This window comes from Selenihalanaerobacter shriftii, assembly GCF_900167185.1.
Lineage (GTDB): Bacteria > Bacillota > Halanaerobiia > Halobacteroidales > Acetohalobiaceae > Selenihalanaerobacter > Selenihalanaerobacter shriftii.
Genome location: NZ_FUWM01000014.1, coordinates 29,247 through 54,593 on the forward strand (window position 1 = coordinate 29,247; position 25,347 = coordinate 54,593).

At 28.6% G+C, this 25,347-nt stretch carries 16 protein-coding genes; 15 read left to right on the forward strand and 1 reads right to left on the reverse strand.

The genetic code is table 11. The features are described 5' to 3' along the window. Window positions 1–109: 109 nt before the first annotated feature. Entirely contained in the window at window positions 110–502 is a 393-nt protein-coding gene (locus tag B5D41_RS08685; protein WP_078810240.1) for a helix-turn-helix domain-containing protein, read from the reverse strand. Window positions 503–884: 382 nt separating this feature from the next. Between B5D41_RS08685 and B5D41_RS08690 the strand changes: the two genes are divergently transcribed. The 15 genes from B5D41_RS08690 to B5D41_RS08755 all read left to right on the forward strand — a co-directional run bounded on the left by B5D41_RS08690 (window position 885) and on the right by B5D41_RS08755 (window position 25,340). Continuing rightward, a complete protein-coding gene (locus tag B5D41_RS08690; protein ID WP_078810241.1) occupies window positions 885–1,811 on the forward strand; it encodes a phosphoadenosine phosphosulfate reductase family protein in 927 nt (308 codons plus the stop codon). A 316-nt stretch (window positions 1,812–2,127) separates the two neighbouring features. Next, window positions 2,128–4,257 (forward strand): DUF262 domain-containing protein, encoded by a 2,130-nt coding sequence (locus B5D41_RS08695; protein ID WP_078810242.1) that lies wholly within the window; start codon window positions 2,128–2,130, stop codon window positions 4,255–4,257. A gap of 212 nt (window positions 4,258–4,469) precedes the next feature. After that, window positions 4,470–6,350 carry a phosphoadenosine phosphosulfate reductase domain-containing protein gene (locus tag B5D41_RS08700; protein ID WP_078810243.1) on the forward strand — a complete coding sequence of 627 codons (1,881 nt, stop codon included), beginning with the start codon at window positions 4,470–4,472 and terminating at the stop codon, window positions 6,348–6,350. A gap of 23 nt (window positions 6,351–6,373) precedes the next feature. Further along, complete coding sequence (locus tag B5D41_RS08705; RefSeq protein ID WP_159442924.1) at window positions 6,374–7,246, forward strand: DUF4007 family protein; 873 nt, start codon at window positions 6,374–6,376, stop codon at window positions 7,244–7,246. Window positions 7,247–7,263: 17 nt separating this feature from the next. After that, window positions 7,264–11,010 carry a hypothetical protein gene (locus B5D41_RS08710; protein ID WP_078810245.1) on the forward strand — a complete coding sequence of 1,249 codons (3,747 nt, stop codon included), beginning with the start codon at window positions 7,264–7,266 and terminating at the stop codon, window positions 11,008–11,010. 11 nt (window positions 11,011–11,021) lie between these two features. Beyond that, window positions 11,022–12,167: an aminotransferase class V-fold PLP-dependent enzyme gene (locus B5D41_RS08715; RefSeq protein WP_078810246.1), complete on the forward strand. Its 1,146-nt coding sequence runs from the start codon at window positions 11,022–11,024 to the stop codon at window positions 12,165–12,167. A 127-nt stretch (window positions 12,168–12,294) separates the two neighbouring features. Next, entirely contained in the window at window positions 12,295–14,460 is a 2,166-nt protein-coding gene (locus B5D41_RS08720) for a DEAD/DEAH box helicase family protein (RefSeq protein WP_078810247.1), read from the forward strand. A gap of 5 nt (window positions 14,461–14,465) precedes the next feature. After that, window positions 14,466–14,615, forward strand: coding sequence for a hypothetical protein (locus B5D41_RS14110; RefSeq protein ID WP_159442925.1), 150 nt, complete (start codon window positions 14,466–14,468; stop codon window positions 14,613–14,615). Further along, window positions 14,606–16,606: an AAA family ATPase gene (locus tag B5D41_RS08725; RefSeq protein WP_078810248.1), complete on the forward strand. Its 2,001-nt coding sequence runs from the start codon at window positions 14,606–14,608 to the stop codon at window positions 16,604–16,606. Before B5D41_RS14110 ends, B5D41_RS08725 begins: the two co-directional genes overlap by 10 nt. After that, window positions 16,599–17,114, forward strand: coding sequence for a hypothetical protein (locus B5D41_RS08730; RefSeq protein WP_078810249.1), 516 nt, complete (start codon window positions 16,599–16,601; stop codon window positions 17,112–17,114). Before B5D41_RS08725 ends, B5D41_RS08730 begins: the two co-directional genes overlap by 8 nt. Before the next feature lie 29 nt (window positions 17,115–17,143). Then, window positions 17,144–18,238 (forward strand): phospholipase D family protein, encoded by a 1,095-nt coding sequence (locus B5D41_RS08735; RefSeq protein ID WP_078810250.1) that lies wholly within the window; start codon window positions 17,144–17,146, stop codon window positions 18,236–18,238. Next, on the forward strand, window positions 18,238–21,408 hold the full coding sequence (locus B5D41_RS08740) for a hypothetical protein (RefSeq protein WP_078810251.1): 3,171 nt from the start codon (window positions 18,238–18,240) through the stop codon (window positions 21,406–21,408). Before B5D41_RS08735 ends, B5D41_RS08740 begins: the two co-directional genes overlap by 1 nt. Then, window positions 21,395–23,578 (forward strand): UvrD-helicase domain-containing protein, encoded by a 2,184-nt coding sequence (locus tag B5D41_RS08745; RefSeq protein ID WP_078810252.1) that lies wholly within the window; start codon window positions 21,395–21,397, stop codon window positions 23,576–23,578. The genes B5D41_RS08740 and B5D41_RS08745 overlap by 14 nt, the downstream gene beginning before the upstream one ends. Before the next feature lie 284 nt (window positions 23,579–23,862). Continuing rightward, window positions 23,863–24,393 carry a hypothetical protein gene (locus tag B5D41_RS08750; RefSeq protein ID WP_078810253.1) on the forward strand — a complete coding sequence of 177 codons (531 nt, stop codon included), beginning with the start codon at window positions 23,863–23,865 and terminating at the stop codon, window positions 24,391–24,393. A 173-nt stretch (window positions 24,394–24,566) separates the two neighbouring features. Next, window positions 24,567–25,340 carry a nucleotidyltransferase domain-containing protein gene (locus tag B5D41_RS08755; protein ID WP_078810254.1) on the forward strand — a complete coding sequence of 258 codons (774 nt, stop codon included), beginning with the start codon at window positions 24,567–24,569 and terminating at the stop codon, window positions 25,338–25,340. Window positions 25,341–25,347 lie beyond the last annotated feature (7 nt).

Sequence of the window (25,347 nt, forward strand, 5' to 3'; positions counted from 1 at the left end):
GGTAAATTGATAGGAATAACATATTTCCAGATAGGTTTAATAATTAACTGTTAAAAGAGTAGATTCTAGATGTCATTGAAGCTGGGGGTTGAATTTTGACGATGTGATATTACTTATGTTCTTTATTCTTAATTACTTTAATAATGTCTATAATTTGATGAACAGTTTCTGAATTGAGATCTTTAGTTTGTTTAATCATTAATTGTAAATCCTTTCTTAAAAATAAATGTTTGCAAAGCTCTAAAAGTTTTGGGTTATTTGAGATTGCCTCTCTAATTTTATGAGGGATTCCATCATATTGCTTTTCACATTCTCCTAATAAATAACTAACACTTGTATTAAGAGCATTAGCAATATCTTTGAGTCTATTTAATGATGGATTACTACGATTATTTTCAATATCACTAATAAAAGAAGGTGAAATATCAGTTTTGCTAGCTAGTTCTCTTAAAGTTAGCTTTTTTTCTTTTCTTATTGATTTAATTTTCTCTCCAATAGTCATTTAGCTTCCTCCTTATGTTTCAAATATATTATACTATTTTCATATAGAAAAATAAAGGAAAATAATATTCAATTTACATGTAAGATAGATTATGCTAGAGCTTTTGTTAGTTATTTACGTATAAAAAAGGTTAATTGGCATAACTGCTTTTGATTATTTTACGTAAATAATGTACAATAAATAATAAGATAGTAAAATTAAATAGAAGAACAACTAGATCAATACGTATATTTTGAAATTTATATATAGTGAGGTGATATTTTTTACTTATAATTTACGTAAATAACGTATAAAAAGTGATGTGTACCATTGATAAATTGTTTAGTTATACTTATTAATTATATGGATTTGAAGAGTATAATACTTTATAAGGAGAGTTAAGATGAAAATATTAAAATTAGAAAGAAAAGCACTGAATTTAATAAGAAATTTATTCTTAGAATATAATAAAATAGTAGTGATTTGTAGTTGGGGAAAAGACTCGCTAACAGTTTTACATTTAGTTAAAAGAGTAGCCGATAAATTAGATAAAAAGTTTGATGTATTATGGAATAACACATTACTTCATTATCCAGATATTTATAAAGTAAAAGATGAATTAGAAGATAAATGGGATTTAAATATTATTGAAACAAGGCCTGCTAATATAGATAATGGAGAAGTAGAGATTAAAAATCCAAATTATTGGAATATAGTTGATCATTACGGTTTTCCAGGACTAGATGGCTCGGATAGAAGTAAACGAGCTAATAGTGTTTGTTGTTACTATCTTAAGAAAAAACCAACTAAAAGTGTAATTAAGAAAAATAATTGGGATTTAATGTTTGATGGATTAACAGCATTTGAAAGTGACAGAAGGTATATGAATATTAGAGAATACTCTTTAAAACATAAGCATAAAGGATATGGTTTAGTTAAATGTCATCCAATAGGATGGTGGAGGGTTAAAGATGTATGGGATTATATTGAAAAATATGACATTAGATATCCTCAAGTTTATGATAATGAAGTGCAAAACTACACTAAATATGGATATACAGAATCTATATGTGGTCATCTAGTAGATAGGAGCATAAGAAGTGGCTGTTGGGCTTGTACTTTACCTATTTCTCATACACCTGGTAAGCTAAGGCAGTTAAGAATTTATTATCCTAAAATGCACGAATATTTAATGAAAAAAGCTGGATTAGCAAAGGAAATAGCTAAAAGGAAATTAAGTAGTAAGGGAGATTCAATTAATGAGCGTTTTACAGATGATATAAGAGATTATTGGCTAGAAAGAAGGCCTTGTTTTTTTGATCAGGTGTAAATAAATGAGAATAAAGAATGATAAAGGAAATCAGATAAACATACTTTATATATAAAGTATGTTTTTTCTTTTGGATTAATAATTTGGTTATTTTATTAAAATCGTGGGTGTATAATTAAATAATATTATGTATCTTTAGACACTATATAATAGATTAATTAGAATTAATGACTTATTTTGGAACAAAAATTATATTATTGAAACAGGAAATTAGTGGTTTTATAGTGTAATAGTATAGTAAGGATTAATTTTAAAATATTATTTCTGATAATACTCTAAAGATTGCATTATATAGCAAAGGAAGGAGAAAACTGATATGGGGTATTCTAGTGTATCTATAGAATTAGTAGATATATTTAAAAATCTTAATGAAAAGAAATTATTATTACCTAATTTTCAAAGAGAATTTGTATGGGGAAAGAGTGATCAAAAAGCTTTATTAGCATCATTTTTTGTAGGTTTGCCGATTGGAAGTTTTTTATTTTTAGAAGGTCCTAAAGATGAATATCCATCTAAAGAACTAGGAAAGAAAAAAGGGATTATTGATTATGAAGAAATTAAACCAAGATACGTAGAATTTCTATTAGATGGTCAACAAAGAATAACGACTTTAAAATCAATATTTACGGATATTTTCGAAAATAATGAGAATATAAATGATTTTAAAACTGAACATACGAATACCTTTGGAAAGATAAGAAGGCGATGGTTTATTAAAATCGAAGATGAGGATGCAGAAGAATTTTTTAATTTTGAAGATCTTAAATTTGATGAATATAAGTATAAATATACTGAACCTCAAGATATTGAGGAAATGTTTACATATGAAAAGGTCAATAGAACTAAAAGTAAAGATAAATGGTATAATCCACTTTATAAACTGGAGAATAATTTATCTAAAGAAGAGTATAGGGAAAGAGTAATAGGAAATGCCGTTAAAGAAAAAAGAATTCCTTTATTCTTTCTAACAGAGACATATAGTGAAAAGATTTATCAAACAGAAATAAATTATAGAGATACAGTTATTTATAAGATCTTGCAAAAAATCGCTATTAACAAACATGGAACTGATCCAGAAGTATATCCAAAAGTGATTGATTGGACTAAAGATGTATATGATTATTTAAAAGGGCGATTTGCACAGGATTTACATATTATTAAGGTTCCTTCTGAAGAAAAAGGAAGAGCTATTCCTATTTTTGAGAATATAAATTCTGGAGGAACTGCGTTAGATACTTTTGATTTAATAGTAGCAAAGGCTGCAGATAAATCTACAGATGGTCATAGAATATATAATGATGAAAAAGAGTCACTTAGAAATGCAATTAGAAGTAAATTGAAAAATGAGATAAAAAAAGCAAATTATGAAGCTTTCAAAACAAATGATATGATGAGTTTGCCAGAAAATTGGACGCCTACATTGGTATACTTTGATACTAGCAAAGATATGTATAAAAAGTTTAAAGATCAGTATTTGAATTTATTATCAGTAGTTTCTTATTTAGAGGATTATGCAAATGTAGAGAATATTAAGGGAGATTTCTTTAAAAAGGATAAAATATTAGATTTGAAAGCTCAACAGATTAATAATAATACTTTTGAGGTTTTAGAGGCATTAATTAATACAGGGATGTTTTTACAGTTTAGATGTGGAATTACAAGTATAAATGATTTATCTTATAAACTAATGTTATTACCTATTGCTTATGTAATGTTAGACCATGGAGTTTCCATTTATAAAGAGGAAGAGAAATTAAATTTATTAGAAATTTGGTATTGGTATTCTTTATTCAGCGGAACATATAGGGATAATAAAAATAAACGTTGCTTAGAAGATATAGAATTATTGTATGAAGTTATCATTAACGATAATACTCAAAAACTTGAAGATTTTATGGAAGAATATAGAGGTAGGTTTTTAAACTTTACTGATTACTCAGATAAGAACACCTTAATTAATAATGATGATGTTCCAAATGCTATCAAAAATACAATTCGTCAATACTTATTAAGCAGATGTCCTAATGATCTTTTAGAGAATAACAAACGAATTTCTGCTTGGAAGATTTCTAAGAATGATATAGATGTAGAATTTCATCATATAATTCCATTAGGTTCAGATTTAATAAATAAGGTAAAAGAATCAGAAACAAAGTTAAGAGATAAAAAAGATCATATATTGAATAGTCCATTAAATTTAACTCCTATATTAAAGGGTACTAATAAAAGTATTTCAAGTATGGCTATTAATAATTATTTAGATAAAGTATCTGGATTATCTAAAGAAAGACATTGTTTACCAAATGAAAGGATAGCAGATGAATATGTAGCTAATGAAATATTCTATAAAGAATTTTTAGCAGAAAGATTTAAACAGATAAAAAGAAAGATTAGAGTAGAGTTTGAAAATTTATCATCAAATACTAACATTAATATTAATTTTTAATTTTATTCTTTATACTATTTTTAAGAAAGCAATTATATATATTAACTTTTAAGTTAATATTAAACATATAAAAGTTATTTTTTGCAAATAAAATTCTCTTACTATGAATAACAAATTATTAGTAGTTTTTCATAATATTAAATATTATATCTTATTAATCTAGCAGGATATTTAATATCAACATTGAATAAGTAAAATTAGGTGATATATATATGCAGATATTTTGGTGTAAGAATTGTGAGGTTCCAATCTTATATACAGCAAATAAAAATAATAATAAAGTTAAGTTTAATCCTTATTTTGATTTAGAAGATGAAGGAGTTGAAGAAGTTTTAGAACAAGGTAATCCAAGAGACTATTCTAAATTGCTTGATTTGAAATCAATTGTCAATCAAGCTATCAAGAACAAACGTAGTAAGGATTCTATTGAAGAAATCTTTAACCGAATTCAAAATAAAATCTATGGTGAGAAATGCCCTCAGTATATTAAAGAAATAGCTATTAAATATGCTGATTATAAAATGCATGATTTACAGAATTTTGAAGAGGATTCAAAGGAACATACATGTCCTGAATGTGGTACTAAAGTTCATTATATAAGTAAAGATATTAGACCAGTATTTATGGAAGAACGGATCATGCTCAGTATTCTTTTAGAAGAAGATTTGACAGAAGAAAATATTTGGAACGGGGCTGGTAATCGATATATTATTAACGGTGAGTCTAGTGATATAGTAATAAGTGAGTTATATGAGGTAGATAATTTAGATGAGAAGATTATTAAAATTCAAAAAAGAGTTAAAGGTAGTAATAAAAAAATAGATTTTTCTAAATTTATTGAAGTTAATAAAGATCATTTTAATTACATAGATAAGAATGCTATTGACTTTATTAAAAGAGTAAAGAAAGTTTTTAAGCAAAGGTTAAGCCTAGTATCCTTTAGTGGTGGAAAAGACTCCACAGTAGTTTCTGATCTTGTAACTAGAGCATTAAATACTCAAGATGTTTTACATGTTTTTGGTGACACAACACTAGAGTTTCCTTATACCTATGAATATGTACAGCGGCTAAAGGAGCGACCTAAACGTCCTCCTTTTCTTCCTGTAGACACTTCAAATCAGGACTTTATGGAATTATCTAATCAATTTGGACCACCAACTCGAGTGATGCGGTGGTGCTGTACTATTTTTAAGACTGGTCCAATCGGTAAGTTATTTAGACAGATTGCTGGGCAGCAAAAAATTCTTACTTTCTATGGGGTAAGGCGTTCAGAATCAATAAGTCGAAGTAATTATGATAAGATTACAGAAAGTCCGAAAATTTCTAAACAATTAGTGATTTCACCAATTGTTGATTGGCATGATGCGGATGTTTGGCTTTATCTTTTAACAAGAGGAATAGACTTTAATTATGCTTATCGCTTAGGCTTTGCTCGGGTAGGTTGTTGGTGTTGTCCTAATAATTCTAAGTGGTCTGAATTCTTGTGTAAGATATTTATGGAAGAACGTTCTAGGGAGTGGCGTGATTTCTTAATTGAATTTTCAAAAAAGATAGGTAAACCTGATCCAGAGGTATATGTAGATACAGGAAAGTGGAAAGCTAGACAAGGTGGTGCTGGTGTAAATACAGGAAATATTAAATTAGAAGCTAAACCTTGTGGTTTAGGAGATAATGCTAAGAATTATGATCTAAAACGTCCTATTAATGAAGGATTATATGAATTCTTTAAACCATTTGGTATTATTAATAAAGAACTCGGTGATGAAATGTTAGGTGAGGTATATATATTAGATTATAAAACTAAGGAGCCCCGTTTTAAATTACAGGGTAATCTAGGAAAAAAGCAGCTTAAGGTACAAGTTTTACAAGATAAATATGTTACATTATTATTTCAACGTATAGAATGTCAATTAAGGAAGTATCAATTTTGTGTTAATTGTTCTGCTTGTGCTAATGTTTGTGCATATGATGCAATAGATTTAAAAGATGGTTATCAAATTGATGAAACAAATTGTGTTAGGTGTATGGAGTGTATCGCTCATTTTAATCGTGGGTGTTTAATTACTAAAACGATGAAGATAAAGGGACAGTAAATATATATTAGTGAGGGATGAAAATGAGTTATAGTTTTGCACGACACGAAACTTTTCATATTAGGACCGGTTGGTTACGTAAAGGATTGAAAGCGATTGAAAAGAATAATCATATATTTTTAGAAACGATTCCAGCAATGGATGAATTGGGGATAGGTAAAAATATGATTTCTTCTCTGAGGTATTGGTTACAGGTCACTGGTTTGACTGAAGAGGATTATGATTCTAATCGGCAAAAAATTCAAGAGAAAAAAGAATTAACTGGGATAGTTTTGAATTATGATGAATATTTCGAAGATCCATCTACTTTTTGGCTATTACATTTTAATTTATGTAGAAATAAAGAGGTTGCTACAACTTGGTATTGGTTCTTTAATCACTTTAATTATTTAGAATTTGATAAAGAATTATTTGTTGAAGAGTTGATTAATTACATTAGGAGAACTGGAGAAGAACCTCCAGCTAAAAGTTCATTAGAAAAAGATTTTAATACTTTTAAAAGAATGTATCTATATGATCCAGAAGATAATAATTCTCCAGAGGATTCATTACAGTCACCTTTTAGTGAATTAAAATTAATTACTAAAGTTGACACAGACACGTATGCAGTGAATAGGCCAAGTATTGATACTTTACCTCCTAGAATATTATTCTATTCTTTATTATTAAGTTTAGAAGCTGGAACTAAATCTGTTAATGTAGAAGAAGTATTAAATCAAGAGAACTCAATTGGACGACTATTTAAATTAAATATCAGTTTATTATATGAATATTTAGAAAAACTACAAGAAATTGGATATTTGCATTTAGACAAGCATGCTGGATTAAATTCTATCCAGTTACGAGAATTATCTCAAGATAAAGTATTAGAAGATTATTATGGAATAAAAAAATAAAGGGAAAGTGATAGGCTATGACAAAACAGAATTTATCATTCATTAAAACAGCAAAACGATTTAAATATTCTGTAAATATCAAATTTGATCTTAATGATTTTCAGAAGATAGATTCTTATATTCCTACGGCTAAGAATATTCAACTATTTAGAGAAATCTTTGAGTCTTTTCCAAAAGATTCTGTTAGTAGGGCCCATCTACTTATGGGGGCTTATGGTACAGGGAAATCTTTATTTGCTATGGTATTAGGAACTTTATTATCTAATAAAGATAATCCAGAAAATTATAATAATTTAATTAGTAATATAGCTAAGTTCGATAGTCAATTAGCTAATAGAATGGAAAAAGAGATTACAGAAAAAGATCCTTATTTATTGGTTTTACCAACAACTAATAATGATAGTTTTAAACAGAATATGTTATCAAGCTTAGAAGAAGCATTAGCAGCTAATGGTTTGGAAGATATCTTTCCTGAAACACATTTTAAATCTGTTATAAATAAATTAGAACAATGGCAAGTAGAATATTCATCTACATATGAAAGATTTAAAAAAGTACTGCAAAATGAATTAGGATTGACAATCACTGATTTCAAAGAACAGATAGAAGCTTTTGATCAAGAAAACTATAACTTTTTTGTAGAGCATTATCCTGATTTAACTTCTGGTGGTAACTTTAATTCATTTTATGGTTGTGATTTAAATGAAATTTATAGTGAGGTTAGTAGGGAGATTCGGAAACAAGGTTATCAAGGAATATATATATTATATGATGAGTTTAATAAGTTACTTGAGGATAATATAGATGCCTTTGATGGGAAAGTATTGCAAGATTTTGCTGAAATGACTACCCGTAGCGATGAGAATGAAGTACATCTATTATTAATTTCTCATAAGAACTTAGTACAGTATACTACTAATCTATCTCAAGACCAAGTTGATGAATGGAAGAAGATTGAAGGTAGATTTAAAGAATTAGATATTACTCAATATTCAAGTCAGATTTTTGAACTAATGTCGAATGTAATCTTAAAAGAAGAGAAACCTTGGGAAACTTTTAAAGATAACTATCAACCAGAATTTGATTTTTATGAAAGAAAGTTAGAAGAATTAAATCTTTATCCTAATTATAATCAAGAAGAAAAGGAAGAATATATATTAGAAGGTTGCTATCCTTTGCACCCTTTAACTACGGCATTATTACCTAAGTTATCTCAAAAAGTTGCTCAAAATGAGCGTACTATCTTTACTTATTTATCGACTGATGAACAGAATACTCTAGGGGAGTTTCTTAATAAGTCTCACTCTAATAATTTTCCACTTGTATATTTATCAAGTATTTATGATTATTTTGAAGAATTAATGAAACAAGAGTTTGATTATACCCAAGTTCATCAAGCGTGGGCTGATTCACAACGAGCTTTGCAGAAAGTAAGTAGTGGTGAAGAAGATAAGATAAACTTCATTAAAAGTTTAGGAGTTATTTATGCAGTTAATAATTTTACTGAATTTTCTCCTTCTAAGGAAATGTTAGGCTTTGCATTAGATTATTTAAATGATGATGAGTTTGAGAATTTAATTAATGGATTAATTGAAGATAAGATTATCTTATATCGTAAGAGCTTAGAACAGTTTAAATTTTTTGAAGGTAGCGATATTGATTTTAGGAGAAAGATTAATGAAAAAAGAGTAGAAAGAAGTACTAACTTTTCAGGAAAGTATCTATTAAATGATTATTTTAAACCCTCTCCTGTTATTCCTAAAAAGTATAATGATCTATATAAAATAAGGAGATATTTTGTTACTGAGTATCTTTATTTAGAAGAACTTAAGCAGATAGATAATTGGGAAGAATATTTAGTTAAATATGAAGAAAAGAGTTATATAGATGGAGCAATTGCTTACCTTTTATTAAATTCTAAAGAAGAGATTGAAGAAGCTGTTGAGATATTAAATAATATTAGTCCAGAAGAGACTAGGCGGATAATATTTGTAGTTCCTAAAAAACCTGTAGGAATAGATGATTTATTACGGGATTTTGATGCTCAATTATTGCTTAAAAAAGATAAAGAATTTTTAGCTAAAGATTCTTTAGCTGAACAAGAGTTAAATCTTTATATTGAAGAGACTAAACAATTAATAGATAATAGGCTAAATAAATTTATTGAACCACAGCATAATAATGCTCATTATTATTACAATAATGAAATTGATTTTGATATCAATTCTAGACGAAGACTTTGTGAAAAAGTTTCAGATATTTGTTTGCGAGTCTTTAATAAGACGCCAAAGATTAATAATGAATTAATTATTAAAAATAGGATTACTGCTCCTCAGAGAGCGGCTCGAAAAGAAGTAGTGGAATCACTAATGTTCAATGATTTGAAAGAACGGTTAGGTATTTCAGGTTATGGACCAAGCTTTTTGATCTATCGAACTATTTTTATTAAGACTAATTTATTACAAAAAGTTGATGAAGATTTAGGAGTAATGAAATTCAACTCAGAGTTATCTAATAATGAATCTAATAAAGAGGTTGATTCAGATAAAGTTAATTCTAATAAACAGTTAACGATTTCTCCTTTAAAAGAGCAAGAAGCTATTAATTATAAACTTGACTCTAATTTAAAAGAGATAATGAAGATATTACAAAAGTCATATCAATCTGATAAGAAGCAGAATATTGGAGAAATCTATGATAGATTGCGGCGTCCTCCTTATGGGCTTAGATTAGGAGTTATGCCGATTCTTTTGATGACAGCAGGAAGGATTAATGATGATTTAAAGAATGTTGCTATTAGACATAATGATGAAGAAAGAGAGATAAATGTTAAACTATTTGAAGATATTAATAAGTATCCAGCACGTTTTACTTTAGAACGTATTGCTTGGGATGAAACTAAAGAAGAGTATATTACTTTTTTAGAAAAGTTGTTCAGTAATAGACTAAAAGATGACAATTCTAAAGAAGTTAATAGATTAAAGAAAATATATATTAGTATTAAAGAATGGTATCAGGCTTTACCGAAGTATGCTCGAGAAACTAAGATGATTTCTAAAGATTCTTTAAAATTAAGTAAGATAATTAATCGCAGAACTTCAGAAATTCAAAAAGTTTTATTAGAAGTTATGCCTAAGAAACTAATAGGTTCTAATCTAGCTTCAGAAAATATAGATGATCTAGAAGAAATAATTTATGATTTCGTTAAAGAGCATAACCAAGCCTACAGTCAATTAGTAACTAGATTACAGATAGAAATATGTGATGAGTTTACCGAGAATTGTAATCAAGGCTTTAAAGCAAGTCTAAGCTCTTGGTATCAGTCCTTAGAAGAACAGACTAAGAATTATACTTATAGTCGAGAAATTAATGCTTTCTTAAATATTTTGAGAAAATTACAGATTAGTGAAATGAATGAGGAACAGTTATTAAAAGAATTGGCTGTAACTTTAACTGGATTTGACATTAAAGATTGGGATGATAATATTGAAGATGATTTCTTAAATAGTATTCAAGAGATTAAAGGTGAAGTTGAAGGACATAAAATAACTACAGATATAGAAAAAGAAAGTACTTATGAATTTGCTTTAGTTGATGTAGATGGACAAAAGTATGAAAGGAACTTTAAAGAAGTTGAATTAGAAGGATTAGCCCAAATATTAGAGAATAAAGTAAAAAGTAGTTTTGAAGATATAGGTAATGCTGTTTCTGACCAAGAGAAACAACAGATATTAGTTAATTTATTAAAAATGATGTTTGAATAGGAAGGGATAAAATGATCTATTTTGATAATGCTGCAACGACTTATCCAAAGCCGGAAGAAGTTTATGAATTTATGGATAAGTTTTATCGTAATCATGGAGTTAATGCTGGACGAGGAGCCTATGATAGTGCTAATCAAGCTAATAACTTAATAGGAGAAACAAGAGATAAAGTAGCTAATATTTTTGGTATTAATGATAATCAAGAAATTATCTTTACTTCTTCAGCTACGGAAGCTATAAATTTAGTTTTAAAGGGAATAGATTGGAAGGAAGGGGATGTAGTCTACTACTCCCCTTTTGAGCATAATGCAGTATTGAGGAATTTATATTTCTTAGAAGAAAAGCATAATATTAAATTGAGACAAATACCTGTTAATGATAGTACTTTTGAATTTAAGGTGGATGAATTAGAGCAGATGTTTGTTAGTGAATCTCCTAGGTTAGTAGCAGTTTCTCAGGTTAGTAATGTCTGTGGAGTTATAGCTCCAATCACCAGATTAGCTGAATTAGTAGCTAAATATGATGGATTAATGATGGTAGATGGAGCCCAAGCAGCTGGGATATTAAATCTTGATTTAGATAATATTGATTACTATATTTGGGCTGGGCATAAGTCACTATATGGTCCATTTGGGATTGCAGGTGTTGTAGTAAATAAAGATAGTGCAGGATTTGAACCATTAATTCATGGAGGAACCGGTAATGCTTCAGAAAAGAAGAGTATGCCGACAGAATTGCCAATTAAGTATCAGGCTGGTAGTCAGAATATTCAAGCTATAGCAGGATTAAATGCAGCTATAAAATGGCTAGAAAAGATAGAAGTAGATGAAGTATTTGATCATGACAAGAAATTAATGAGAAAATTGATAGAAGTTCTAGATGAATTTATAGATTTAACTCTCTACTTACCAAAAAATTTAGATAACCACTTTAATGTCCTTGCAGTCAAAGTATCTGGTTATTCTCCACATGATTTTGGAAAAATCTTAGATGAAAAATTTGATATAGCAGTCAGAACTGGCTTACATTGTGCTCCAAAGACTCATGAATTTTTAGGTACTCTGCCTGAAGGGCTTGTGCGGTTTAGTGTAGGTTATTTTAATACGATAGATAACGTTTATGCTTTGAAGAAAAGATTAGACCAAATCATTTTCTAAAAAGCATTTTTTTATAAGTGGGCATGTAATAAAGTGCAATTTAAGCAACTATTATCCTTAGAAAGAAGGAATAGACTTACATAAATATAAATCTATTAATAAAGCCTAGAAGATTTGAGGGATTATAATGGGATTTAAAGGTCTTAATCTTAAAATAAAATATAGATCTTCTGATGATGATATAGTTAATGATTTTTATATACCTGTATTAGAAAATGCAAAATTATATAAAAGAGCTGTAGGTTTCTTTTCTTCATCATCATTAATTGAAGTTTCCCGAGGTATTACAGGACTTATTAAGAATGGGGGAAAGATTCAATTAATTGCTTCACCTAAACTGCAAGAAAAAGATATAGAAGCAATTAATAAGGGATATGAAGATAGAGATGAAATTTTTGAAAGGTCTATACTAGATTCTTTTACTAAGCCATCTAATTATTTTGAAGAAGAAAGATTAAACATGTTAGCTCATCTGATTGCTAAAGGATTATTAGATATTAAACTAGCTTTTTATGAAGATGATAACAAAATTGGTCTATATCATGAAAAGATTGGTCTGATCTATGATGATCAGGGAAATAAAATTGCATTTACTGGTTCTTTAAATGAGTCGTCAACTGCTTTTACTAAAAATTTTGAATCTATAGATGTTTTTTCTTCCTGGAAGGGAAAAGAGAGTTTAGAAAGAGTTGCTGAAAAAGAAAATGATTTTAATCGTTTATGGGATAATCAAACCAATAAAATTACTGTTTTTGATTTTCCTTCAGTGGGTATAGAGAAATTAAAGACTTATATGAAAGAAGATTATGATCAAGAATTAGATAAAAAGGAGTTTAAAGAATCTCAGGTAGAAAGTTTAGAATTTGATTTAGATAACTACCCTAAAGTTCCTAAGGAAATTGATCTTTATGATTATCAAAAGCAGGCCGTAAATTCTTGGGTAGATAAAGACTTTAAAGGTTACTTTAATATGGCAACTGGAACCGGCAAAACGTTTACGGGATTAGCAGCGATTGCTAAATTATTTGCTGAGAAGAGAAGTTTGGCTGTTATTATAGTTTGCCCTTATCAACATTTAGTAGAACAATGGGTTGAAGATATTGAGTTATTTAATATGGATCCGATTATAGGATATTCTGCTTCATGTCAGAGGGATTGGAAAGACAGATTAAAAGATGTGGTTATTGATTTTAGTTTGGATGTAATTAAACATTTTTGTCTAGTAACAACTAATGCTACTTTTGCAAGTGATTTTGTGCAAAAGCAAATAGATCGTTTAAAAGGGAATGTTGTTGTAGTAGTCGATGAAGCACATAATTTTGGTTCTTTTAATTTAAGTAAGAAATTAAATACTAACATACCTTATAGACTTGCATTATCAGCTACGATAGAGAGATATGGTGACCCAGAGGGAACACAAAAATTATTTGATTATTTTGGTGAAGAGTGTATTAATTATCCTTTGGAATTGGCTATTAAAGAGGAAAAGTTAACTCAGTATTATTATTATCCTATTGTTGTTCATTTAACTAAGGATGAATTAGATGCATATAGACGCTTATCAAAGCAGATGGCCAAATGTTTTACTACAAATAAGAACGGAAAGAAAGTTTTAAATGATAAAGGAAAAAGAATAGCTATCAAGAGAGCGAGATTAGTGGCTGGGGCTCAAAATAAACTATCAGCTTTAAAGGAAGAAATGATTGATTATATAGGTGAGTCTCATACTTTAGTTTATTGTGGTGCAACAACGGTTTCAGATATTGATTATGTAGATGGTAAGGCTAATGAGAAAGAGCTTCGTCAGATTATGGCTGTTGGAAGTATATTAGGAAATGATTTGGATATGAAGATTGCTAAATTTACTGCCGAAGAAAATTCAAGTGAAAGAGGAATTTTAAAGAAAGAATTTTCTAAAGGAGAAAATTTACAAGCACTAATTGCTATAAGATGCTTAGATGAAGGAGTTAATATACCAAAAATTAAAAGAGCATTTATTTTAGCTAGTAGTACTAACCCTAAGGAATATATACAAAGACGAGGTAGAGTACTGAGGTTAGCCTCTGGTAAAAAATTTGCTAAAATATATGATTTTATTACATTGCCACGACCATTAAATCATGTAAAAAATATGGCTAAGTCTGAAATCAAATCTGATATCTCTTTGATAAAAAAGGAGATTAAAAGGATAGAAGATTTTGCGGACTTAGCAATCAATCCTAGTCAAGGTTTTAGATTAATTAATAAATTTAAAGATGTATATAATTTAGATAAACTACATGGGGGTGTATAAAGAAGATGGATATTGATAAGAAAAAGGCTACAAATTTAATTAAGAAAATATTAAAGATTGAAAAAGAGAATCTAAAGACTAAAAAATATAATAGAAGCCAAATGTCTGATAAGATTAAAAAAATGATTGAGGAGGAAGTACGTAAATGTTATTAAAATCTTTAAGTCTTAAGAATTTTAGACAATATAAAGGAAAACAAGAAATTTCCTTTTCAAATAGTAATGAAAAGAATGTAATAGTTATCTTAGGAAAGAATACCAGTGGAAAGACGACGTTGATTCAAGCCTTTAATTGGATATTATATGGTAAGGCTAATTTTGAAACCTCTAATTTTTTATTAAACTTAGAAATAGCTAATGATATGAGACCCGGTGATAATGAAATTGTAATAGGAGAATTAGAACTTATTCATAATGATATTGAATATAAGATTGTTAGAAAACAAGAATATTCATGTAGTTCAAATAATAATGTAACCCCTAAACAAGCAGAATTAGTGGTGCATCATAAATTACCTAATGGTCAGAGGCGTTTTGTTAAAGATAATGAGCAGAAGAATACCATAAATAAGATATTACCTGAAGATTTAGCAGATTATTTTTTCTTTGATGGTGAACGGATTGGTAATTTAGCTAAGAATAATAGATATGGAAGAAAAGATATCGCTAATGCTGTTAAGAGTGTATTAGGTCTTAATGTTTTAGATACAGCAATTACTCATTTAAGTCGGGGCAAAAAGACTAGTGTAATTGGTAAATTGAAGAATAGCATAGACACTACTGGTGATGATAAGTTGGAAAGAAAGAAAAGAAGTCTTGATCAAGTTCAAGAAGAATATGAAAAGATCTTAGAAGAAAATGATAATTATGATGAAACTATTGATTATTATAATAGTGAAATTGAAAAAAAGGAAGAAATCATAAAAGAATATAAACCAACTTCTGACTTAAAAAAAGAAATGAAGAATAATGAAAGAGAAATAGATATTAAGAAAAAGAAGAAAGTGAAAGAAATGAAAAGATTAGTTAAAGATTTTTCAAAGAATGCACCTATGTTCTTTATGCAACCATTACTGTATAAGGCTATTGAAACTTTAGAAGGACATGAAGTAATAGATGAGGGAATTCCAGAGATGCATGCTAAATCTATTGATTTTCTTATTAAGCGAGGGGAATGTATTTGTGGGACAAAGATAGCAGAAGAGAGTGAAGCATATAATCATTTAATTAAGCAAAAGAATTATTTACCTCCTCAATCTATTGGCACAATGGTACGTGTATTTATGAATAATGCTAAACACTATCAGAATACTGCTGATAATTTCTTTGAATCTTTTAAAGAGAAATATATAAGGATAAGAGAATATAAGAATGATATTTCTAGTCTTGAATCTAGAAATGATAATATTAGTAATGAGATTGATGGGAAGCCAGATGTAGGTAAATATGAAAGGGAAGTAAGGGAATTAAAGAGAAAATTAGTTAAGCGAATAGAGGATAAAGAAGCTAAAATCAAAAAACAAGGTAATTTAGAAAATGAAATAGAGAGGCTAAACAAGGATATTGCTGAATTAGCTTCGGCTTCTGAGAAGAATAAATTTATATTAGATTGTATTGAATATACTGAATACCTTATAAATATTTTATCTACACATTATGGAAGTATGGAGAGAAATATTAAGAGAAGACTTCAAAAGAAAGTAAATGAAATCTTTTCTGAAATGTACCATGGGAAACGAAAAATAATTATAGATGATCGGTATGAATATGACTTAACAACTCCTGATATAGCTGATGATTTACAAAGTATGGCCGATGAATCTAAAGGTCTTGAAACTGTGACTAGTTTTGCATTTATTTCAGGAATAGTTGCTTTGGCAAAAGAAAAGCTTGAAAAAGAGTTAGATGATGTAAATTCAGAAGCATATCCATTAGTTATGGATGCTCCTTTTTCAAATGCAGATGAACATCATGTAGCAAACGTTTCTAAGGTTCTTCCTGAAGTGGCTGAGCAGGTGATAATGTTTATAATGCATAAAGATTGGAAGTATGCCGAGGATGTCTTAGGTCCTAAATTAGAAAAATTATATGAATTAGATAAGAAAACAGAAACTCATACTATTGTTAAGGAGGAGAGCAATGTTTGAAAAATCATTTTCATTTAGTGGAAAACATGCAAATTATGTGAAAGATTTAGTTGACTTAGATGAAGCAAATCTTCTTAATAGAAATATTGATGTGTTTATATTAGCACCTGTTATAGGGTTTTTATATGGGAGAACAGCCGAAAGAGATAATGGTAATACGACAACAAAGATATTTACTGAACAATTATTGAGAGAACAGACTAAGATTAATTTTGTCTATCGCCTAATAATGCTTTTAGGTGGGGAGGATAGTCTATCTGTCGCAGACAAGATGGATCGTGCTTTTAGGGAAAGTGATGAAGGAGAAGCTTTAGAAAGAAATATGGAAATATTTGAATCATATTTATTAGGTGGTGTAGAGTATTTACATGAGAAACTATATGAAGAAAATCTTAATAGAGAAGATTATATAAATAACTTATATGAGTTTGTAAATGATTTTAATAGTGATTTAGAAAGTAGAGTTGAGAATGAGGATATAAGTGAAATAATTCAACAATTTGAATAAATTAATAATAGGGAGGCATTGAAAGAGTAATGCCAAGAATAAATAATATACAAGAGATTTTAAGAGAAAATTTAATAAAAACTAGAGAAAAGATAATAATTGTTAGTGCGTTTATAACCAAATATGGATATGAATTTGTAGAAGAACATTTACCAGATTCAGTTAAGGAAAAAATAATTATTTTTAGAGGAAGATTGGATGATTTTAAAAGAGCTTCCAGCGATTTTGATTTTGAAGCAGCTATTGAGAATGGTTGGGAAGTGTATGTTAATTTAGATTTGCATTCAAAAATATATATTTTTGATGATGATAGATTGATAGAAGGAAGTTCTAATTTAACTAAAGGTGGTTTGGTGCTAAACCAAGAGAGTAATAGCTTAAAAGATTTTGATGATGAAGATAAAGTAGAAGTTGAAAAGATATTAAGTTCTTCTACTAAGATTGACGAAGATGATTTAGAAAGTATCCTAGAAATAAAGAATAAGTTTATTAATAATAAAGGAAGAGATTCAATTAAGTTAGAAAAAAAATGGATAGAAATCTTTTTCGATAATAGACTTAGAGAAAAGATCGAAATTGATGAAGAACTTATTAGAAGAGAAGAGTTATTTTTAAATAAAAGATCTAAAAGACTTAAACAATGCTTAAGAAAATCTTCTCAAGCTCTCCTGATAAGATTACAAGAAGGTATTGATATAGATGCTGAGTATCTAATAGATTTAACTGTTGGACCTGCCAATTTTGAAGATTTTTATTTTAATAATTCTAAATATAAGTACTTGCCCCGTATGTACAAAATTGGGAGTAGTGTATTTTTAGAGAATAATGATTATGAATTATTAAGTGAATTTATTGCACAGCTAACTTCGAAAGAAAAACAATTACTTTTAGAGAAAATGATTACTGTTTTAGATGAGCTATATCAGCAGGGAATAAGAGTTGCATTAGATCTTGAGCAGATTTATTATTATGGAACTAGAGATGAAAAAAAGTTAAAGTTTATGGATTTTAAAAAGCTTGATAAGGAGAAGAAAGAATTAGAAGAAGAATATAAAAAATCTTTAGCTAATATTTTTACTCAGCAGGAAAATATATTAGAGTTTAGTCTAGGAGGGAGCAACTAATGGCAGATAATTTTATGAAATTATATGGAGCTCAAGATATAAATGAAAAAGAATTAATAAAAGATTTAACAGAAGAGGCTAGTGGTAATAGAGCTCTTTATTTAACTGCTACAGCTAATCTGCGTGAACTGCGGAGAGAGCAAGGAGTTGCTGATTCAAATAATTTAGAACTCTATTCCTTTCAAAAATTTAAGGAAGATATAATTGATAGATATGTGAGAAAAAATGATGAGAATATAATAAAGAATGTAGAGCAAAGGCTTATATTAGAACAGATAATAGTAGAGGAATATCAAGGGGATATTGCTAAGTTAGACACTTTCACTTCGATTGTTAATGATCTTTTTGATTTATTTAACTTTATTTTGTTCCATAATCATGAAGTGGTTGAAAAAGAGATATTGCAAAAGATTAAAGATGAGTATTCAGTTATTGAATTAAGTATTTTTCAACTATTTAATAGATTTTCTACTGTATTAAATGAGAAGATGCTTGCAAGTAATAAGATTACATATCAAGAAGCAATTAAGTTAGGGATTAGGCGATTTATTAATGAGCAAGGCTTTAAAAAAGTATTTTTAGATGGATTTTTATTCTTTGATGATTTACAGAGATATTTAGTTGGGCAGGTAATAGAAGCTCGAGAAGAGGGAAGTATAAAGAATCTTATTTTTGTCAGTAAGTATGATACAAGATCTACAGATTCTATGTTCTTAGCTCAGAATATAGAGGAGCTTAAGGAAGAGTATGATATAGGAGAAGAAAGCATAGATTATTCACTTGATTATAATTCTAAATATCAAGGAGTTAAAGCACTTGTACATCTTAAACGCAATTATTTAAATATTGATCATAGAAGAAAGGATGATTATGAGTATAATTTTGACCAAGAAAATTTAAGGATAAGATCTCCTTTTATTAGTAGAGGGCAAGAATTTGAATTTGTAGCTAAGCAGATTAGTGAATTACTGAAGAATTCTGATAATGCAGAAGCTTTATTAGAGAGAAGCAATGAAGATATTGAGGGTGAAGAGAGTCAAGGTGGAATCTGTGTCATCATTGCTAGAGATAGGGAAAAATATGAAAGTAAGTTAGCCAGGTTTTTTAAAGAGTATGGTTTATTTAAATTTCCAGAAGAGAAGATAGAAGAGATAGTAAAGGAGTTTGAATTGGATAATGATATATTAGAATTACAGAATAAGAAGTATTTTTCTCGTAAGGAATTTTTAAATGATGAAGATATTGACCTTCCAATTGCTAGCAAATATAAGTTGTTTAAGGAGTTAAAAGGAATAGAGGTTAATTTAAGCAAACGGCCAATTGCTTCTTATCCAATTGGGCAATTTATTTTTAAAATTTATGATATTATTAAGGATGGACTTAATATAGATGACTTCAAAGTGATCTTAAATTCTAACTGGATTTCTAAAGAGTGTAGTGAGTATATTAAAGATTTTCAGGCGATAGAAGTTTTTTTTGAAAGGTTAGAAGATGAAGAGGTAGAAAAATGGATTACTCAAATAGATTATCTATTAGAAATCTATGGACAGGTTAGAGATGATGAGCTATATAGGTGGCATCCACTACGTAGTGTTGAAATCGATGCCTTAAGCTTTTTAAGAGAGGTATTGGGATATATACAGAGCTTGATTAATAAATTAGATTCGGATTCAGCTTCTTTTAAGGAACATATAGGGTTGATGCGTGAGAATTTAGTAAATTATGATGAACATCTACAAGACTTAATTCGAGAAACTAATTATGAAGAAGATGAAGTGGTTATGAAGATTTTTGAAATCATAAGTGATATGGATTATGATAGTACAGTTGATGGGGTTTCTACTATTCAATTTGCCGATCATATTCGTGGTATGATTAAAGATTGGCAAAGAGATCGAGATAGTGAGGAGCCAGATATTGGTGAAGTGGCAATAGTTAATTTAGAAAATATGCGTCACTATAAACATACTTTTTTTGTTGCTTTAGAGTCTGATAAGTATCCTCGTTATTATGATGAAAAGTTTCCTTTTTCTCCGGAAATAATTAAAATCTTAAAGGATGATTTGAATATAACCCCTGTTAATCATCGAGGGATAAAAGAACATTTTAAATTAGAGAAATATTTATTTAAGAATGTAATAGATTTTACCGATGAGCAGTTAGATATGACTTATGTTAAGCGGGAAGGCTCTGATGAAAAATTGCCTTCTATATACTTAGAAGACTTAGCTTCAATGTTTGGTAAGGAGATAGATGACTTAGAATATGAGTTAGATGAAGATAATAAGGATAAGTTAGAAGAGTCTGAGGAGTCTATAATTGAAATTGCTTCTGAGGAAGAAGAGGAAGTAAGTATTTCTAAAGATGAATATACCACTTTAGAATTAGCTATCTTTGATAAGTTATGTCCAAAGATGTATTATCATCTTTTTGCTAATCCTGAGGCTGAACTGTTAAGTTTCAAAAATAGATTTCAGTTAAGATTTTATGTGGAAGCTATTCTTTATAATAAAGCGGTTAATAAGTTAGTTGAGTATTCGGAAATTAATAATAAATCTTATTCAATCCATGATGATGAAGTCTATTTTGTGTTCAAAGGTATAGTTGATAAGTATAAAGATGATGTATTCCATAAATTCAACTTCTTGACCAATTTTGAGGAGAAGGATATTAGGTTAAATATCTTAAAGAAGTTTAGTCAATATTTAGAGCACTTATTAAATTCAATAGAAGGAATTAGAGAAATATCTTATAGATTCAATAATTTTACTTTTAAAAAAGCAAATGGAGATTTTATTGAATTAGATAATGGGGTTAGGGTTAGAAGTAAGATTGATTTTAAGGTTGTTTCTATAGATAATCGTTCTTACCCGTTGCAGTTTGCTAATTATTACTATCTTTATTTTTTAGTTTTAAGAACCGATAGAGATGAAGATCAAGATTTGATAAAACAGCTTATGTATAATCTTAAGTGGTGGGATCAACACTTATATAAAAAAGAGAAACGAGAAGAGAGGAAAGAAAAGGTTGCTGAAATTGTGGATGAGATTGAAAGAAACTCAGCAACTGAAATAGAGGCTAACAATAGTGAATTTTGTAAGTATTGTCTCATAAGTGATATCTGTAAAGAAGATCATTTATTTAAGGAGGATTCCGATGGAGCTCACTGATTTTAAAGAAGAATTAAAGAAGTTAGAGCCTACCACACAACAAGAAGAGATCATTAATACTGATTTGTCTCTTTCGGTTGTTGCTGGCGCTGGGTCTGGAAAGACAAAGGTATTAGTAGATAAGATAATAGCAATACTTAATGAGGAAGATTTAGAATTAAATAATTTTTCTATCATTACTTTTACTAATAAAGCCGCAGTTGAGATGAAAGATAGATTAAGAGATAGGTTATATTTTGAGTGGTTAAGATGGGAAGTCAATCAAGGAGATCCTACTTTAAAAAAATCGAAGGAGTTTTGGCGGCGTCAGGTTGAGCTATGTGAAATGGTGGATATATCTACGATTCATAAGTTCTGTGAAGAGATAATTAGGAAATATGGTTTAATTATTAATCAACCAACTAATTTTAAAATTAAATCGATAAGTGATTTTTTGAATAAAAAGACCAGGGAGTTAATAACTAGTTATGCCGATAAGGATGAATTAAGTGAAGTAAAGAGTTATAAATTACAAGAATTTATTATCAAATATTATCGGGATAATGATAATAAAGGTTTAGAGATAGATAAATCTATAATTGATGAGATTGATTTAAGTAATAAAGAAGGTACGGATTGGGAAATTATTACTAAGGTCTTTTTTAAGATATATAATGAGTTAATGGAGGAAGTAAAGCAATATAAGAAAGATAATAATATTTTAACTTCTAATGATCTGATTAAGTATGCAGTCCGTATTTTGGAAGAAAGTGATTATGCTTTAAATAAATTGGCTAATAAATATAATGCGTTATTTATTGATGAGTTTCAGGATACTAATCGCCACCAGTATAGGTTAGTAGAGAAGCTGCAAGGAAGAGGTATTGGTATTTTCTTAGTTGGGGATGAAAAGCAGTCAATCTATCGTTTTCGAGGTGCCGATGTAAAGACATTTATAGAAATGAACGAGACTAGTGATATTATCGATGAGCAGAAGTATTTGGCTGATAATTTTAGAACTGATGAGCAATTATTAGAAACAATTAATGAAATCTTTAGTCATAAATTTAAAGATGATAAAAATAACGAATTGAAGGTTAGTAGTAAAGATGAGTATAAAGCCTTAAATTCAGAGAAGAGTAAAGAAGATAGTAGGGATTATGAATCATTTTTGCGAGTTAAGTTTGGGATTGGGTTAAAGAAGGTTATTAAATATTTAAATAAAGTTGATGAGATTAGTTATAATGATATAGCAGTCTTATTTAGGAGCAATTGGAGGTTGAACGAAGAGGCCAAAAAATTAAAAGAGACAGAGATACCTGTGGAAGTAATCGGTGGTAAAGCATTTTATTCTTCGAAACCTGTTATAGATACTTTCAAACTTTTATATCACTTACTTCACGCTAATGGAACTTCTAAAGCTGAATTAAAATATATTGATTTTTATAAATCATATAAGCGTTTTGATGTAGGTGTGTTTGATGGTTTCTTAGATGAATTAAAGAAACGTATAAGAGTTTTATCGGTTGATAATTTATTAGAGTTTATTTATAACCAGACTAGAATTAGAGATTATTATACTGAAGAGAAGCTATTTCAAGAGTTAGCTAATCTAGAAAAATTAAAGGATCTATCGATTAATATAATGGATAAAGATTTCATTCAACCAATTGAGTTTTGTAATTATTTAGGATTGATGATAGAGACTGAGCAGGAGGAAGAAGAAGCAGAAGTAGCAGAAAAGTTAAAAAAAGAAAAAGGAGTTGTCTCCTTAATCTCAATTCATAAATCGAAAGGGTTAGAATATCCAGTAGTAATAGTGCCAAGTATTGATAAACAGCTAAATAGAGATAGTGTTGAGCCTAAGATTATATTTGATGAGGAAAATGATGAAAAGAAGATGATTGCATTTAAAGCTAGAGAGCTATATGATGAATGGGACCCACAGTACCTTGCTCAGAATCAAGATCCTGACTATGATTCTTTAAATAGGAATGATCAGGAAGAAAGATTAGCAGAAGAGCTTAGAATATTGTATGTAGCCTTAACAAGAGTAGAAAATATGTTAATTCTCTTAGGTGATGAAAGGCCTACAGGAAGCAAAGGGGAGATCAGTTGGGCTAATTGGTTAAAGAAAGTTAAGATTGATGGGAGAAGCTTGTTGGATAAGTATAGATTTGATTTTAGTTAGTAATAATTTAGAGATTAATATGAGCTAACAGTATGATTTCTTTGGTGTTTTTGATTATGCTCTCTATACTGAGAGTATTTTTTCTTATATAAAGGAAAAAATTGTTTTTATTGAAAGATAAAACTATATAATTAAATTAATAAATAATAAAGTTATACAATTCTGAGACTAAAATAAATATTAACACAAAAGGTATATTTATATAAGAAGTAATTATGTACATATGTTGAATTGCTATATATTTTAATTTTTCAAATATAAGGTATTAAGAAAGGGTGTTTATAATGGATGGAATAATCAAATACTTAATAGGTTGGAAAAACAGTCAAAAGGTTTTTGGTAGATTAGAAATGTTGATTAAAACTTATAATTTAGTAAGTAAAGATGAGCGTTTAAGTAGTTTTAAATTTAGTCCAGGAAAGAGAAGAACTGGAAGAAATCCAATGTATTGTGCTTTTGCTGCTACTTCATTTGCTGGTGAAGATTACTTTATTTTAAGGTTAGTAAAAAGACAGAGTGATAAATTTTCTATTGGTTTTTGTCCTGATTATGGTAAACAAGATAAAAAAGATGATGATATAAAACCATTTAGAGAAAGAAGAAAACAGATAGAACAAGCTATTAAAGAAGTTAAAAAAGAAAATCCTAAAATTTTAAATAAGGTTCCTTTTCCAGAGACAGATGCTAAAGGAAGAACTCACGCTTATAAAGGTTTTGAAAGAAAGGTTATTAAACCTAAAACTGCTGAAGATTTAGCAGAAGAGTTTATAATTACTGTGTTAGAATGGCAAGAATTATTTAAAAGGATTATTTAATATTAATAAGTGTTGATTTTCATTTCAATGAATTTAAAGAGGAACCAGATATAGAAGAGTTAGCTGATATATTAGAATTAATAGAAGGCTTACTACATATATTTGAAGTTAATTGGGATGAAATATTTGAAATTAAAAGTAATAAAAAAGAAAATAATGAAAGGTTGATACCAATGCGTGAAGAAATCTTATCTGAATTAAAGAAAATAGAAGAACAAGAGCATGTCAAAATTCTCTACGCTGTCGAATCCGGTAGTAGAGCCTGGGGCTTTCCTTCTAAAGATAGTGATTATGATGTTCGATTCATATATATTCGTCCAGTAGAGTGGTATCTATCAATTGATAAGAAGCGAGATGTATTAGAATACCCAATTAATAATAAATTAGATATAAGTGGCTGGGATCTTAAAAAGGCTTTATCATTATTCAAAAAATCTAATCCAGCATTTATAGAGTGGCTGTCTTCACCTATAGTGTATATTGAAGAATATTCAACAATCGATAAGTTAAGAGAGTTAAATAATAAGTATTTTTCAATTAAATCTAGTATATATCATTATTTAAATATGGCTAGAGGGAATTATAAAGATTATTTACAAAGAGACAAAGTTAAAATAAAGAAATATTTCTATGTTTTAAGACCTATCTTAGCTTGTCAATGGCTAGAAGCTAATAAGACAGTAGCACCAATGGATTTTGAAGAATTATTAGAAACTCAAATTTCAGATATGGAGTTATATAAGGAAATAAAGAAATTATTAAAGAGAAAGAGAGTCGGCGAAGAACTTGATATAGAACCGAAGATTAGTATTATTAATAACTTCATTGAAGAAGAAATCACATACTATGAAGAGTATGTAAGTGGTGTTGAAGATATAGGATCAGTTAGTTATCAAGAATTAAATAATCTATTTAGAAATACGTTAAAGGAAGTATGGGATAATTAAAAAGGAG

What these genes read in the sequence shown, in the direction of transcription:
- B5D41_RS08685 (WP_078810240.1), bottom strand. Translation starts at nt 502, where the DNA reads ATGACTATTGGAGAGAAAATTAAATCAATAAGAAAAGAAAAAAAGCTA.
- B5D41_RS08690 (WP_078810241.1), top strand. Translation starts at nt 885, where the DNA reads ATGAAAATATTAAAATTAGAAAGAAAAGCACTGAATTTAATAAGAAAT.
- B5D41_RS08695 (WP_078810242.1), top strand. Translation starts at nt 2,128, where the DNA reads ATGGGGTATTCTAGTGTATCTATAGAATTAGTAGATATATTTAAAAAT.
- B5D41_RS08700 (WP_078810243.1), top strand. Translation starts at nt 4,470, where the DNA reads ATGCAGATATTTTGGTGTAAGAATTGTGAGGTTCCAATCTTATATACA.
- B5D41_RS08705 (WP_159442924.1), top strand. Translation starts at nt 6,374, where the DNA reads ATGAGTTATAGTTTTGCACGACACGAAACTTTTCATATTAGGACCGGT.
- B5D41_RS08710 (WP_078810245.1), top strand. Translation starts at nt 7,264, where the DNA reads ATGACAAAACAGAATTTATCATTCATTAAAACAGCAAAACGATTTAAA.
- B5D41_RS08715 (WP_078810246.1), top strand. Translation starts at nt 11,022, where the DNA reads ATGATCTATTTTGATAATGCTGCAACGACTTATCCAAAGCCGGAAGAA.
- B5D41_RS08720 (WP_078810247.1), top strand. Translation starts at nt 12,295, where the DNA reads ATGGGATTTAAAGGTCTTAATCTTAAAATAAAATATAGATCTTCTGAT.
- B5D41_RS14110 (WP_159442925.1), top strand. Translation starts at nt 14,466, where the DNA reads ATGGATATTGATAAGAAAAAGGCTACAAATTTAATTAAGAAAATATTA.
- B5D41_RS08725 (WP_078810248.1), top strand. Translation starts at nt 14,606, where the DNA reads ATGTTATTAAAATCTTTAAGTCTTAAGAATTTTAGACAATATAAAGGA.
- B5D41_RS08730 (WP_078810249.1), top strand. Translation starts at nt 16,599, where the DNA reads ATGTTTGAAAAATCATTTTCATTTAGTGGAAAACATGCAAATTATGTG.
- B5D41_RS08735 (WP_078810250.1), top strand. Translation starts at nt 17,144, where the DNA reads ATGCCAAGAATAAATAATATACAAGAGATTTTAAGAGAAAATTTAATA.
- B5D41_RS08740 (WP_078810251.1), top strand. Translation starts at nt 18,238, where the DNA reads ATGGCAGATAATTTTATGAAATTATATGGAGCTCAAGATATAAATGAA.
- B5D41_RS08745 (WP_078810252.1), top strand. Translation starts at nt 21,395, where the DNA reads ATGGAGCTCACTGATTTTAAAGAAGAATTAAAGAAGTTAGAGCCTACC.
- B5D41_RS08750 (WP_078810253.1), top strand. Translation starts at nt 23,863, where the DNA reads ATGGATGGAATAATCAAATACTTAATAGGTTGGAAAAACAGTCAAAAG.
- B5D41_RS08755 (WP_078810254.1), top strand. Translation starts at nt 24,567, where the DNA reads ATGCGTGAAGAAATCTTATCTGAATTAAAGAAAATAGAAGAACAAGAG.